The organism is Paenirhizobium cremeum (assembly GCF_022884085.1).
In the GTDB taxonomy this organism is placed as follows: Bacteria; Pseudomonadota; Alphaproteobacteria; order Rhizobiales; family Rhizobiaceae; genus Allorhizobium; species Allorhizobium cremeum.
In genome coordinates this window covers 49,334-61,763 of record NZ_JAGGCS010000016.1, presented here as the reverse complement: position 1 = coordinate 61,763, position 12,430 = coordinate 49,334, and the positions used below count along the sequence as shown (strand labels likewise).

The following is a 12,430-nucleotide window of genomic DNA, read 5'->3' as shown; positions in this document are numbered from 1 at the left end:
TTGCACCTCAGAAGACCTGTCCGGCAATCATGGCCAAGTGCTCGACCACCGGTCCGAGTGCTAGCGCCGGCAGGAAGGTCAAACCGCCGACGATCAGGATTGTGCCGACGAGCAGGCCGACGAAGAGCGGACCATCGGTCGGGAAAGTGCCCGCCGAGGCCGGAACCGTCTTCTTGGCGACCAGCGATCCCGCGATTGCGAGAGCGGGAATGATAACCAGGAAACGACCGGCCAGCATGCCGATGCCCAGCGTCAGGTTGTACCAGGGGGTATTGCCGGTGAGACCGCCGAAAGCCGAGCCGTTGTTGGCAGCGGCCGAGGTGTAGGCATAGAGAATCTCGGAGAAGCCGTGCGGCCCGGCTGTGCCGATCGAGGCGACCGCCGAAGGTAGCACCGACGCGATCGCGGTGAAGACAAGCATCGCCAGCGGCAAGCAAAGAATGGCGAGAACGGCCATCTTCATTTCCTTCGCCTCGATCTTCTTGCCGAGATATTCCGGCGTGCGGCCAACCATGAGGCCAGCCACGAAGACGGCGACGACGATGAACAGCACGATGCCATAGAAGCCCGCGCCGACGCCGCCAACGATGATTTCGCCGAGTTGCATGTTGATAAGCGGGATCAGGCCACCCAGTGCGGTGAAGCTGCCATGCATAGCATTGACCGCGCCGCAGGATGCCGCCGTGGTGATGACGGCAAACAGCGAGGACAGGACGATGCCGAAGCGCACTTCCTTGCCCTCCATGTTGCCGCCCGCAAGGCCGAGGGACTGCATCAGCGGATTGCCTGCGGCTTCGGCCCAGTAGGTGACCGCGACACCGCCGATGAACAGCATGCCCATCGCGGCCAGGATCGCCCAGCCCTGGCGCTGATTGCCGACCATGCGGCCGAATACGTTGGTCAGGGCCGCGCCGATGGCGAAGATAGACACCATCTGAATAAGGTTGGAGATCGCATCGGGGTTTTCGAAGGGGTGGGCCGAGTTGGCATTGAAGAAGCCGCCGCCATTGGTACCGAGCATCTTGATGGCAAGCTGTGAAGCGACGGGGCCAACCGCGATGGTCTGCTGCGCACCTTCAAGCGTCGTGGCGTTAACATAGGGACCGAATGTCTGGGGTACTCCGAGCCAGACATAGATCAACGTCAGCACGATGCAGATCGGCAGCAAAACGTAGAGGGTGCTACGGATCATATCGACCCAGAAGTTGCCGATCACCTTGCCCGATGCCCGCGAAAAGGCGCGGATGAGGGCAATGGCGATTGCCATGCCAGTGGCCGCCGAAAGGAAATTCTGCACGGCGAGCCCGGCCATCTGCACCAGATACGACATGGTGCTTTCGCCACCGTAGTTCTGCCAGTTGGTGTTGGTCACGAAGCTGACAGCGGTGTTGAAGGCAAGTTCCTCCGGCACCGCGCCCATGCCGGCCGGGTTGTACGGCAATCCCGCCTGCAGACGCATCAGCGCGTAGAGAAACAGGACGCCGAGCAGATTGAACATCAGCATGGCAAAGGCATAGGTGGTCCAATGCTGTTCTTCACGCTCACTGGTGCCGGCAAGGGCGTAAAGTCCCCGTTCGATCGGAACGAGAACCGGTGAAAGGAGAGTGCGCTCGCCAGAAAAGACGCGAGTCATGTAACCGCCGAGCGGTTTGACCAGCGCAAGAGTGATCCCGCAGTATAGCAGGATCTGAAGCCATCCGTTGAGGGTCATGGGTGAAAACTTTCAATAGCCCGGCTGCTTCGTTGTCAGAAGCGCTCGGGGCGGATGAGAGCGTAGGTGAGATAGACGGCAAGAAGCACAGTCACCGCACCGCTCAAGACGTAATCGAGAACCATCGGCGTAATTCCTTAAAGTCCATCGCAGGCACGCGCATACGCGAAGCATAGTGCAAAGAATATGATCGCCATTGCGAGTAGAGTTACATCCATCATTGATCTTGACTCCTTTTCAATGACTGGAGTCAGACAAGCCAAAGGGCGCCGCCCGAAGGACGGCACCTTTACGCTTTCTGGCCAGGAGAAAATCGTTTCGATCTCTCGAGCATGAATATGCGGCGCGGGTGCATATAGATTCGAGATCGGGAGCCCGGCAAAGATATAGGATTCCTATAGGAATTTCGGCTAAGCTTGAAAGGTGGTTGCGAGTGCCAGTCCGTAAGTCGCCAGCAAGGCAAGCAGCATGACGACCAGCACGCCGAGAATGACATTCGAGGCGTAGAGGTGATCCCTTCGCCTGTCTCCTCCACCCCATATGTACGCGTAGCCGTTTCTGCGCCGGCAGCCGGAAAGGCGGGACACGCCTCAAGCCCTCGCGGCGGCTCTGGCCTGCCTTGCGGGGCGCTTGTCGAAAAGCCTGCCGAGCTTCAGCGTGACATGATCGGGAACACACCAGACCGCGCCCGGCCTATGATCACTCTCGAACATGGCGAAGTGCACAGCAGAGGCGCGATCGATGAAAACACCTCCCACTAGACCGTCACGGTCGGCAACGACCCAGCGGCCTTGAGCGTCGCGCCCCACGGTAAATCGCACGCCGGACGCCGATGCGGCGGCTTCCAAATTCGCTCTACCCATGAGAAGCCTCCTCAGAAAATCAGGGCGAGAACGATCAGGGTGGAGCATGCGATGCCCGCCACCATGAACCACTTCAACAGAATGCCTGCATTCTGATCGACCGACCCATGATCGGGCCAACGCTTGTTACTGCTCTGCGCGTCGATATCCGCGAGATATTGCGCCAGAAAGAAACTTCCCAAACGACCGTACATGCACATGTCTCCTTCTTTTGTTTCCGGTCGCACCGCAGAATGTCGCGGAACCGGTAGACAAGAAGGTAGCCACGAGCGCATAGGCTTTCGATTGGGCTCGCCGGACGATAAAATAATCAAATTATATAAACGAGAAGACAAGCACGAGTGGACGCAGCAGATCAGCCTCTACCGGCAGCAAGGCGCCGCACGTCAGAGTTCGAACCCCGCCGCGCGGCGAGCCAACGATCACCGTTCCAACTCTGCTCGATGTCCGCAATCAGGACATGGTCACACCTTACGAGCGTTCGCTGGACCTTCAACAAGGCCGCGCCAGCTCCGCAGCTTCACGTCTTCCGCGGCTGCGGTCACCTGCCCCCGATCGAAAACCGGATGAAGCGATTACGCCTCTCAGGAACTGGCCGGACCGCTCATGAAGCGGATGTGCCGAAGAATTCCATCCATATCCGCCGACCCTGATCGTCGAACCGCTTTACCGCCTCGATAAAGTCGTGGCGGGCGGCTTCGTCCGCCAACGGCGCGGGCAGCATGGGATCGAAGACGATCTGGCGAATGGCATCATCACCCAGAAGGAAGCTATCCCGCGCGGCGATCTCTGGCCGCAATCTCGCCACGCCCTCAAGCCACACCTCCAGACGCCGCACGCCTTCCCTGTAGGCCGCGACTGATGTGTCGCGTTCCCAAAGACCAAGAGCCTGTTCCTGTCGCTCGGGATCGAAGTCCGCAGCCCGGAATACGGCAGCCTCCTCTCCAAGTCCCAGCGCGATCAGGCGCTGACGCACCATGCCAGCTCCGCCCGCCAGATTATCGGGACGAATAAAAAGGCCGTTGCCGAGTTCGCGCATGCCCAGCATGGAGAGTGCCCGCTCCCGTGCCCTGAGCACCTTGCGGTCGCTGCGGGAAAGCCCTCCGGTCGATGCCGCGATCCAGTCGCCATTCCATCTGACGAGACGCTCCTCGACCGTCCGCCAACCGGCGACATCGTCACGGATCTTTCGCCTCTCGGACCCCAGGCGATAAACGCCTCGCTCGACAAGCTCGACAAGCCCCGACCGGGCAAGACGGGCTAGCGTCACCCGCACGCTGTTTTCGGAAATATCGAAGAGTGCACCGGCTCTCAAGGCGTCGGCCACGCTCAACACACCGCCAGCGGCGACACCAAGAAGATTGAGGATCAGACGCCGCGCGTTCGGGACCTCAAAATTACTATGTTTGACACTATCTGTCATTGGTCGTAATTTTCTTTCATGCGTGCTGAAGGGCACGAGGAGGAAAACATGTCACTTACCAGCCAATTCCTGACGCACGAAGTGCAAAATCAGCCGGAAGCGCTCATGGATTATAATGTCTGGGAGACGGACACTGCGCTGCGTGAGGCGGTCGAGCGCGACGGCGCCTCCTGGGCAAGTGACCACTTAAGCGAATACGGCGCACTGGCCGGCGGCGAGCTTATCCAGGCGGGTTATGAAGCGAATGAAAACCGCCCGCGATTGCGGCCGTTCGACCGGTATGGCCGCCGCATTGACGAGGTGGAATTCCACCCCGCCTATCATCGGCTGATGACGGAGGCGATGAAATACGGCATGAATGGCTTTGCCTGGCGCAATGCCAACCGGGCCGGCGCACATGTGGCGCGCGCCGCTGTGATGTATATAGGCTCGCAAGCGGATGCGGGCGTGGGCTGCCCCATGTCGATGACCTACGCGGCTATTCCCGCCCTCAGACACACATCAACAGTCGCGGAGAAATGGATTCCCAAGCTCATCTCCACCGAGTACGACCCGCGCAGCCTTCCGATGGACCGGAAGGCCGGCTGCACCATCGGCATGGGTATGACAGAAAAACAGGGCGGTTCCGACATCCGCTCAAACACAACGCGGGCAATCCGCCAACCTGACGGCACCTATGAACTGGTCGGGCACAAATGGTTCTTCTCCGCTCCGATGTGCGATGCCCATCTGGTGCTTGCGCAGGCAGAGGGTGGTTTGAGCTGCTTTCTTGTGCCGCGCTTTCGCCCGGACGGCAGTCGCAATGCAGTCGAGATCCAGCGACTGAAGGACAAGCTCGGTGACTGGTCGAACGCCTCGTCGGAGGTGGAGTTTCGCGGAGCGTTTGGAGAACTCGTCGGTGAAGAAGGCCGGGGTGTCGTGACCATTCTCGATATGGTGGCGCTCACCCGCCTCGACTGCATGACCGGCTCCGCGAGCCAGATGCGGCAAGCGACGGTGCAAGCCCTTCATCACACTCGGCAACGCAGGGCGTTCGGAAAATACCTGGTGGACCAACCGTTGATGCGCAACGTGCTCGCCGATCTGGCTCTTGAAAGCGAGGCGGCAGTCACCCTGACGATGCGCGTCGCCCGCGCCATAGACGCCGCAGAACGCGACGAAAGCGAGGCCGTCTTTGCCCGCATCGCCACGGCGATCGGCAAATACTGGATCTGCAAGCGCGCTCCTCCACACATCAATGAAGCGCAGGAATGCCTCGGTGGCATCGGTTACGTGGAAGAGACAATGATGCCACGTCTTTACCGGCAGGCTCCGCTCAACTCGATCTGGGAAGGCAGCGGCAATGTCCAGTGCCTCGACGTGCTGAGAGCCTTGCGCAAGGAACCCGCGTCGCGCGACGCCCTCTTCGGCGAACTTGCCGGCGCAAAAGGTCTCGACCGTAGCTACGATGCCGAGTTCGATGCGCTCGCCGGCTCTTTCGCCGATGCGGAAACACTCGAATATCGCAGCCGCGCGGTCGTGGAACGCGTCGCACTCCTGCTGCAGGCTTCCCTTCTTCTGAAATCGGCGGACCAGGCCATCGCAGCATGTTTCTGCCGCTCCCGTCTCGCAAAGGAACACGGGCTCGCCTTCGGCACACTTGGCCCCGATGCCCCGGTCGCTACGCTCATCGAGCGTGCAATGGTGAAGACCTTAGCCGCACCGATTTCCTGAACATGAAATCCTCCCAGACAATGCCATCGCCGAAGACCTCGGGTTAGGGAAGCTATCCGGGAGGCCCGACATCCTGACCGCAGATCCGAACTGCACCGGTGCCCATCACTCTCCGATCACGCCAATTCATGTCTATTCTCACGGAATTGACCGGAATTTACGAGAGAATCCGGTTGTCGTCCTTCGCTGGAAGCTCTAGGACCGCGACATGGCGACGGCAACGAGCCGCGCCCAGGAGACTTCGAACATCGAAGTAACGACGCGGAACGAAGGCAGACCATGCGTTATCTGATTACCGGGACGGCAGGCTTCATCGGCTTTCATCTGGCCCGAAGGCTTCTGGAGGCCGGCCACAGCGTGACCGGCTTCGACGGCATGACACCTTATTACGACGTCTCCCTGAAACGTCGGCGTCATGGAATCCTCGAAAGCTATCCGAATTTCGATCCGATCATCGGCATGCTCGAGGATACGGCAGCGCTCGACCGCGCAGCCGCCATAGAACAACCCGACGCGATCGTTCATCTCGCGGCCCAGGCCGGCGTGCGCTACAGCCTCGAAAATCCGCAGGCCTATGTAACCTCCAATCTCACCGGCTCCTGGACCGTGCTGGAACTGGCGAAACGCATCGGGCCGAAGCATCTCCTGCTCGCCTCCAGTTCCTCGATCTATGGCGCGAACGAGAAGGTGCCATTCGCCGAAACCGACCATGCCGACGAGCCGCTCACGCTTTATGCCGCGACCAAGAAGGCGATGGAGGCCATGGGCCATTCCTATGCCCATCTTTACAAGATACCGACCACCGCTTTCCGTTTCTTCACCGTGTACGGTCCATGGGGACGCCCCGACATGGCCCTTTTCAAATTCACCGACGCCATACTCAACGGCCGTCCCGTGGATATTTACGGCGAAGGGAAGATGAGCCGCGACTTCACCTATATCGACGATCTGGTGGAAGCTATCATACGGTTGATCGCTGTCGTTCCGGATGAGGAAAACCGTGTCGCGGCGCCCGGAGTGGAAGATACACTTTCCCGGCATGCCCCTTTCCGCATCGTCAACATCGGCGGCGGCCAGCCGGTGGAACTGATCCGCTTCGTGGAAACGGTCGAGGCCGCTATCGGACAACCGGCCATTCGTCGCATGTTGCCGATGCAGAAGGGCGACGTGCCGCGCACCTACGCACTTCCCGATCTCCTTCAGGCGCTGACGGGCTTCGTACCGCAGATGCCCGTCGAACGCGGCGTTCTCGAATTCGTCGAATGGTACAAGACGTGGAAACGGGAAGAGGCGCCGCAAAAACTCGTCACTAGCGCAGTCTCCTGATCCCCCGACATATGCCGGCGAGCCGCTTGCAGCGGCTTTTGACAATACATAAGTACGGGGCTAAAAATCCGATTTGTGCTCGATCAGGCCAGTCCCGCCCCATGGAAAAAAGTCTTTCCCGCTACATCTGGAAGCACACCTGGCGTCAGCAAGTCATCATTCTCATGATCGTCGCTTTGTCGATGATCCCGTATTTCATATCGCTGGATCTGCCCAAGCAGATCATCAACGGCCCCATCCAGGGTGAGGGTTTTTCGACGCCGGAAGCCTTGCAGCCTTTTTTCGAACTCGGCTTCGACATGCCGCTCGTCGGCTATGTGCAGATCTACGCGGGATATCCGCTCGATCGCCTGTCCATGCTGATGGCGCTCAGTGTCGAGTTCCTGGCGCTGGTTGTTATCAACAACGCCTTCAAATATGTCATCAATACCTACAAAGGCCGCCTGGGCGAGCGGTTGCTGCGTCGCATCCGTTTCCAGCTCATCGACCACCTTCTCCGTTTCCCGCCGGCCTACTTCAAACGAACCAAGGGCGCGGAAATCGCCAGCATGATTAAAGACGAGGTGGAGCCGCTGGGCGGCTTTGCCGGCGATTCCTTCGTTCAGCCGGCATTGCTTGGCGGTCAGGTGATCGCAGCGCTGTCGTTCATCCTGGCGCAGAACTTCTGGCTCGGTCTGATAGCAGCCTTCATGGCGCTTCTGCAGATAGGGATCATTCCCAGAATGCGTCGACGACTGATCCGTCTCGGTCGGGAACGGCAGATCACCGCACGTCGGCTTGCAGGTCGGGTAAGCGAAATGGTCGAGGGCATGCCGACGATCCATGCCTATGATACTTCAAACTACGAGCGCGCCGACATGGCCCGTCGGCTGGGGGAGATCTTCGCGATCCGCTACGATCTCTACCAATGGAAGTTCATGGTGAAGTTCATCAACAACTTCCTGGCCCAGGTCACGCCGTTCCTCTTCTACAGTATCGGCGGCTATTTGACCCTGCGCGGCAATCTCGACGTTGGCCAGCTGGTCGCCGTCATCAACGCTTACAAGGAGTTGCCGAGCCCGCTCAAGGATCTGATCGACTGGGATCAGGCGCGGCAGGATGTGCAGGTAAAGTTCGAGCAGGTGGTCGAGCAGTTCCAGTCCGACAGCATACTTCAGCCGGAAATCCAGTCTATCTACACCGGCGTACCCGCACCGCTGCCCGGCCCCCTCGCCGCCGTCAATCTCGCGATAGACGACGACAGCGGCGGCCGTATGGTCGACCACGTCTCCCTGCATGTCGAGCCTGGCCAGACCATTGCGTTCCTCGATGCAAACGGCAGCGCCGGCAGCCTCATCGCCGATGCCATAGGTCGCGCGGTCTGGCCGAGCGCCGGCAGGGTCGCCGCAGGCGATATCGACATTCGCGACCTGCCGGAATCCATCACTGGTCGCCGCATCAGCTATGTCTCGGCGGAAACCTATTTTTTCCATGGGAGCCTGAAAGACAACCTGCTTTACGGCCTGAAACACGCCCCGCTGCAGCCTATGGAGAGGGAAGGCAACGCGGCTATCCGACGAAAATGGGAAATCAAGGAAGCCCGGCTGGCCGGAAACGTCGATTTCGATATTGAAGGCGAGTGGATCAGCACCGGGGCGGCGCCAGACAATGCCATAACTAGGGAAACGCTCGACGCCTGGATGCTCGGCGTTCTCGACACCGTGTTGCTCACCGAAGACGTTCTCGACCTCGCCTTGCGCAGCCCGGTCGATCCGCAAACGAACGAGGATATAGCCCGCTTCGCCATCGCTGCCCGACAGACATTGCGCGACGAACTGGCCAGCCTCAACCTGCCGGAACTCGTCGTACCCTTCGATTTCGAGGCTTACAATACCGAGGCGACCGTAGCCGAAAACCTGCTGTTCGGGTCTCTTGTCGGCGGAGAAACCGCGGCCCAGCGGATCATTGCCAGCAACTACTTCCGGTCGGTTATCCGGCAGGACGGATTGGCCGATCTACTGTTTGAAATGGGGCGTTCGGTCGCGAGCACAATCGTTGAACTGTTCGGCGACATGCAGCAGAACAACCCGCTATTGCCCGAACTTCCCTTCATGGAAGGTCATGAAATCCCCGATTACGCCCGCATCCTGAAAGAGATCGAGGGGCGGGGCATCGACGAAACGAACGACGAGCAGCGTCGTGTCATCTTCCTGACCGCCTTCGCCTACGTTGAAAGCCGCTATCGCTTCGGCCTGCTGACCGATGAAATCATGCACAAGATCGTGGCCGCGCGCCAGAAGTTCCATGCCAATCTTCCGGCGGAACTCGGAGGTCTCATTGCGCGTTACGAATCCGACAAGTTCCAGCCATCGTCCTCGTTGATCGAGAACATTCTATTCGGCAAGATCAGCCGCGGCCATGCGGATGCCCAAAACCGCATCGCCCCATTGATCAGGCAACTGGCCGAGAAGGAGGGAGTGTATACGGAAATGCTGGCAATCGGCCTCGATTACGATCTTGGTCCGGGCGGCAAGCGGCTGACGCTGCTGCAGCGCCAGAAGCTCAACGTTGCGCGCGCGCTGATCCGCGGTACGGAATATTGCATCCTCAACCAGCCGCTGCCCGGCCTTAATCCGCGCCTGCAGACCCAGTTGGTGAAGAATGTCATCTCCTTCTTGCGCAGCAAGTCCGAAAAGTGCACTATTATATGGGTTCTATCCAATCCGCGGCTGTGCAAGCTCTTCGAACGGATCATGGTATTCGACAAAGGCGGGCTGGTCGCTGATGGAACCTACGAGACTCTGGTGGAAGAAAACGGTATGGTGAAAGAGCTGGTAACGAGGTAGTTTCAGGAGAGACCCTCTCCGGCTCAGTTTGGAGGTATGCGATGGTCCTTATGGATGAGGTTCAATGCCTGCGTGCCCTGCCGTTCTTCGCGTCTGCGGATCCGGCCAAGCTGAAGTTGCTGGCTTTTACATCCGACCGTATGAAATTCGCGCCGGGTCAGGAATTGTTCCATGAGGGCGATGTAGGCGATTCCGCCTTTGTTATCCTCGGGGGTACCGCGGATATAGTCGTGGATACTCCGGCCGGCGAGATCAAGGTTGCAGAGGCCGGAAAGAACTCCATCGTCGGCGAAATCGCTATACTCTGCGACGGCTACCGCACTGCTACCGTCCGGGCAAGCACGCCAATGGACACCTTGCGCATCAGCAAGGAGGCTTTCCGCAAGCTGATGGCCGATTGCCCGTCGATGATGCTTGGCGTGATGCGTGTGCTCGCCACCCGTCTCCAGACAACGACATCAGAGCTTGCGGCCCAGAAGAGCCACGAGGAATACGCCTGAAGCCAGCGGTTCCGAGCTACACTCGCGCCGTAAATGTGTCTCAGGTGACGATCGAGTCGCATACTTTGGCGATTGTCGATTTCCTTGATCCATAATTCCCTCTATGAACCGGACCACTGACGGGACGCCCCGCGCGACCATTCGTTTTCCGGTTGGTCCATGCGACGACATCCAAACAAAGGTGGAATTTTAACGCCGACGCTGCAGAATGGTGGGGCCTCTTTTTGGCCGCTTTCATGCCCCAGAGGCACTGCGCCGCGTTCATTCCCACAGGGTCGCTCTTGATGCTGCAGCCTGCACGCCCTTTCTTGCCAGACAAGGCCGCACATCAACTGGGTATCGCATCCGGAGTGATCCTCTTTGCGTTCATTTCAACGCATCTTCTCAATCACGCGCTGACACTGGTATCGATTGCCTTTGCTGACGAGGTCCTGAAGATCTTCAAGATCCTCTGGCGCAATCCGCTCGGAACCCTCCTCCTGTACGGCTCGTTTCTGGTCCATTTCCTGCTCGCGCTTCGAACACTTTACCTGCGTCGGCACATGCGCCTGCCCGCCCGCATGATGATCCAGGTCATCTTTGGCCTTTCCATCCCCGTACTCATCGCCCAACATGTCGTCTCCGCGCGGGTACCCGCCCTCTATGGGGGCTTCGACAGCACCTATGAGAGCGTCATAAGAGCCATATGGAACGGCAGCGGTCTGTTCGGACTGAAAATGGCTGTGGCCGTCATCGTGGTCTGGGTGCACGGCTGCATCGGCCTCTATGCCGCCCTTCGCTTCAGGGAGTGGTTTCCGCGTGTGTCGCAGTGGCTCTTCGCATTCGCGATCCTGCTGCCGACGCTTGCGCTCATTGGCATACTGACCAGCGGCCGACAGATGGAGGCTTCGGCCACGACCAGGGGATCTGTTCAATCATCCGGCCCGGGCACCGAGATGTTGCGACTGCAGGCCGCGAGACCCCAACTCGACCTCGCTGAGATCGAACAACGCATCTATGTCGTCTTCGGTCTGGGGCTGGGACTTGTCGTGATGCTGCGCTCCGTCCGTTCATTGCGTCGCAACGTCCCCGAAATCAGCATTACCTACGCACATGGTGCACAGGTCCGCGTGCCGCGGGGAACCTCGATCCTTGAAGCCAGCCGGATCGGCCGGATCGATCACTATTCGATCTGCGGCGGCAAAGGACGCTGTTCGACCTGTCGTGTACGCATCGTCGACAGTGCCGGTCCGCTGCCACCCGCAACCGCCATGGAACAGGCGACGTTATCGCGAATCCGAGCGGCCCCCGATACGCGGCTGAGCTGCCAGACCCGGCCTGATTACGACCTGACCGTCGCACTATTGCTGGAGCCGCCGGCCGGCGGCGATGTCTATTCCGCCAGGCCGCTTAGACAAGCCGGCCGGGAAAAGGAAATCGTCGTGCTTTTCTGCGATATCCGCAATTTCACCACCATCTCGGAAAGCAGGCTGCCCTATGACATCGTCTTCCTTCTGAACCGTTATTTCGCGGTCGTCGGTCGAGCGGTAGAAGAAGCCAAGGGACAGGTGGACAAGTTCATCGGCGACGGCGTGATGGCGCTCTTCGGTATCGATGCCACCGAACCGAGCGAGGCGTGCCGACAGGCGCTGAAAGCTGCAGCAACGATCGTCGCGGAGACAGAGAAGCTCAACCAGGAAATGATGCAGGAATTCGGTGTCGACCTCAGGATCGCAATCGGCATTCACTTCGGCCCTGCGATCGTCGGCGTGATCGGTTACGGCAAGGTGTCGGGCCTCACCGCGATCGGCGACACCGTCAACGTGGCAAGCCGGCTCGAGGCGGTCGCAAAGCAGTTCAACGTCGCGATTGCCGCGTCCGAACCCATCATGCTGCTTGCTCACCTGCCCTATGACGGGCTTTCCAACCGCTCCGTCTCGCTGAAGGGGCGCCGGACGGACATGCGTGTCTATCTGCTCTCGACAGAGGACGCCAGACGCTACGCTTGATCTCGACGCGCGCCTCTCTTTCCGAGGAACCGGAAAACGGCAGGGATCTCCTCGCGAGGAATTGACCCGCTCCGTCTTCTG

The 12,430-nt window shown here is 59.5% G+C and carries 11 protein-coding genes; 5 read left to right on the top strand and 6 right to left on the bottom strand.

Annotated features, from left to right (window positions below; all coding sequences use genetic code 11):
* Nucleotides 1-7 precede the first annotated feature (7 nt).
* From kdpA to J5N58_RS22485, 6 genes are all read right to left on the bottom strand, one after another.
* Nucleotides 8-1,711: a potassium-transporting ATPase subunit KdpA gene (gene kdpA / locus J5N58_RS22510; protein WP_244713165.1), complete on the bottom strand. Its 1,704-nt coding sequence runs from the start codon at nucleotides 1,709-1,711 to the stop codon at nucleotides 8-10.
* A gap of 35 nt (nucleotides 1,712-1,746) precedes the next feature.
* Entirely contained in the window at nucleotides 1,747-1,836 is a 90-nt protein-coding gene (kdpF, locus tag J5N58_RS22505; RefSeq protein ID WP_099061261.1) for a K(+)-transporting ATPase subunit F, read from the bottom strand.
* Between the two features lie 285 nt (nucleotides 1,837-2,121).
* On the bottom strand, nucleotides 2,122-2,298 hold the full coding sequence (locus tag J5N58_RS22500; RefSeq protein ID WP_244713163.1) for a hypothetical protein: 177 nt from the start codon (nucleotides 2,296-2,298) through the stop codon (nucleotides 2,122-2,124).
* Between the two features lie 3 nt (nucleotides 2,299-2,301).
* A complete protein-coding gene (locus tag J5N58_RS22495; RefSeq protein ID WP_112827894.1) occupies nucleotides 2,302-2,574 on the bottom strand; it encodes a hypothetical protein in 273 nt (90 codons plus the stop codon).
* Between the two features lie 11 nt (nucleotides 2,575-2,585).
* Entirely contained in the window at nucleotides 2,586-2,768 is a 183-nt protein-coding gene (locus J5N58_RS22490) for a hypothetical protein (RefSeq protein ID WP_244713160.1), read from the bottom strand.
* A gap of 410 nt (nucleotides 2,769-3,178) precedes the next feature.
* Nucleotides 3,179-3,997: a PaaX family transcriptional regulator C-terminal domain-containing protein gene (locus J5N58_RS22485; RefSeq protein ID WP_113438178.1), complete on the bottom strand. Its 819-nt coding sequence runs from the start codon at nucleotides 3,995-3,997 to the stop codon at nucleotides 3,179-3,181.
* 48 nt (nucleotides 3,998-4,045) lie between these two features.
* Here J5N58_RS22485 and J5N58_RS22480 point away from each other — a divergent pair, with 48 nt between their 5' ends.
* The 5 genes from J5N58_RS22480 (at nucleotide 4,046) to J5N58_RS22460 (ending at nucleotide 12,349) form a co-directional block, all read left to right on the top strand.
* On the top strand, nucleotides 4,046-5,710 hold the full coding sequence (locus J5N58_RS22480) for an isovaleryl-CoA dehydrogenase (protein WP_244713158.1): 1,665 nt from the start codon (nucleotides 4,046-4,048) through the stop codon (nucleotides 5,708-5,710).
* 279 nt (nucleotides 5,711-5,989) lie between these two features.
* Nucleotides 5,990-7,036: an NAD-dependent epimerase gene (locus J5N58_RS22475; RefSeq protein WP_112827898.1), complete on the top strand. Its 1,047-nt coding sequence runs from the start codon at nucleotides 5,990-5,992 to the stop codon at nucleotides 7,034-7,036.
* A 101-nt stretch (nucleotides 7,037-7,137) separates the two neighbouring features.
* Nucleotides 7,138-9,861, top strand: a complete 2,724-nt coding sequence (locus J5N58_RS22470; protein ID WP_113337960.1) for an ABC transporter transmembrane domain-containing protein — start codon at nucleotides 7,138-7,140, stop codon at nucleotides 9,859-9,861.
* Between the two features lie 41 nt (nucleotides 9,862-9,902).
* A complete protein-coding gene (locus J5N58_RS22465) occupies nucleotides 9,903-10,361 on the top strand; it encodes a cyclic nucleotide-binding domain-containing protein (protein ID WP_112827900.1) in 459 nt (152 codons plus the stop codon).
* 284 nt (nucleotides 10,362-10,645) lie between these two features.
* Nucleotides 10,646-12,349, top strand: coding sequence for an adenylate/guanylate cyclase domain-containing protein (locus J5N58_RS22460; protein ID WP_113467569.1), 1,704 nt, complete (start codon nucleotides 10,646-10,648; stop codon nucleotides 12,347-12,349).
* Nucleotides 12,350-12,430: the final 81 nt, after the last annotated feature.

Bases quoted from the DNA above. Each gene is read 5' to 3' on its own strand.
- kdpA (WP_244713165.1), bottom strand. From the start codon at position 1,711: ATGACCCTCAACGGATGGCTTCAGATCCTGCTATACTGCGGGATCACT.
- kdpF (WP_099061261.1), bottom strand. From the start codon at position 1,836: ATGGTTCTCGATTACGTCTTGAGCGGTGCGGTGACTGTGCTTCTTGCC.
- J5N58_RS22495 (WP_112827894.1), bottom strand. From the start codon at position 2,574: ATGGGTAGAGCGAATTTGGAAGCCGCCGCATCGGCGTCCGGCGTGCGA.
- J5N58_RS22490 (WP_244713160.1), bottom strand. From the start codon at position 2,768: ATGTACGGTCGTTTGGGAAGTTTCTTTCTGGCGCAATATCTCGCGGAT.
- J5N58_RS22485 (WP_113438178.1), bottom strand. From the start codon at position 3,997: ATGACAGATAGTGTCAAACATAGTAATTTTGAGGTCCCGAACGCGCGG.
- J5N58_RS22480 (WP_244713158.1), top strand. From the start codon at position 4,046: ATGTCACTTACCAGCCAATTCCTGACGCACGAAGTGCAAAATCAGCCG.
- J5N58_RS22475 (WP_112827898.1), top strand. From the start codon at position 5,990: ATGCGTTATCTGATTACCGGGACGGCAGGCTTCATCGGCTTTCATCTG.
- J5N58_RS22470 (WP_113337960.1), top strand. From the start codon at position 7,138: ATGGAAAAAAGTCTTTCCCGCTACATCTGGAAGCACACCTGGCGTCAG.
- J5N58_RS22465 (WP_112827900.1), top strand. From the start codon at position 9,903: ATGGTCCTTATGGATGAGGTTCAATGCCTGCGTGCCCTGCCGTTCTTC.
- J5N58_RS22460 (WP_113467569.1), top strand. From the start codon at position 10,646: ATGCTGCAGCCTGCACGCCCTTTCTTGCCAGACAAGGCCGCACATCAA.